The organism is Actinacidiphila epipremni, from assembly GCF_012034175.1.
GTDB lineage: Bacteria > Actinomycetota > Actinomycetes > Streptomycetales > Streptomycetaceae > Actinacidiphila > Actinacidiphila epipremni.
In genome coordinates this window covers 1-942 of the sequence record NZ_JAATEJ010000069.1, presented here as the reverse complement: position 1 = coordinate 942, position 942 = coordinate 1, and the positions used below count along the sequence as shown (strand labels likewise).

The 942-nt window shown below is 69.9% G+C and carries 1 protein-coding gene; it reads left to right on the top strand.

Features of this window, described 5'->3' with window-relative positions; all coding sequences use genetic code 11:
- Positions 1–34: 34 nt before the first annotated feature.
- On the top strand, positions 35–942 hold a 908-nt coding region (locus HCN08_RS34450; protein WP_167987326.1), incomplete at its 3' end, for a sugar ABC transporter substrate-binding protein.

Genomic DNA, 942 nt, shown 5'->3' with positions numbered 1-942 from the left:
CCCACCCTCATCCACGCACCGAGCAAGGAACGCCATGAGACACACGCGCATCGCCATCGCTGCCGTCGCGGCCTGCACCGCACTGACCGGGGTCGCCGCCTGCGGGGGCTCCGGCGGCGGATCCGGTTCGTCGGCGGCCTCGGGGACGTACACCTTCTGGGACCCTTACCCGCAGTTCGACGGGTCCTCCGACTGGGGCAAGCTGGTCGCCTCCTGCGGCACGAAGTCCGGTGTGACCGTCAAGCGCACCGCGTACGACACCACCGACCTGGGCAACAAGGCCTTGCTCGCCGCCCAGCAGGGCAACGCGCCCGACGTGATGCTCGTCGACAACCCGGTGGTCTCCACGCTCGTCCAGGCGGGGATCCTGAACAAGATGAGCGACGTCGGCATCTCGACGGCCTCGGTCCAGAGCAACATCATCGGGGCCGGCGTCGTCGACGGCGCCCCGTACGGCGTCCCCATCGGTGCCAACACCCTCGCGCTCTACTACAACAAGAACATCCTGGACGCCGCGCACGTCGACCCGGCCTCGATCAAGGACTGGGCGTCGCTCACGGCGGCGCTGGGCAAGGTGAAGGCGGCCGGCAAGAAGGGCATCACCTTCTCGGCGATCGGCACCGAGGAGGGCAGCTTCCAGTTCCTCCCGTGGTTCTGGGGCGCCAAGGGCGATCTGACGCACCTGGACAACGCCGACGGGCAGGCCGCGCTCTCGCTGTGGAAGGACTGGGTCGCGCAGGGGCTCGCCCCCGACGACGTGCTGACCAACACCCAGACCACCAGCTGGCAGGAGTTCGCCACCGGCCAGTACGCGTTCGGCGAGAACGGCACCTGGCAGCTCGCCAACGCCAAGAAGGCCGGCTTCCCCTACGGCGTGATCTCCATCCCGGCCCGCGACGGCGGCGCCGCGCCCGCGCCCACCGGCGGCGAGTTCGTCACCGT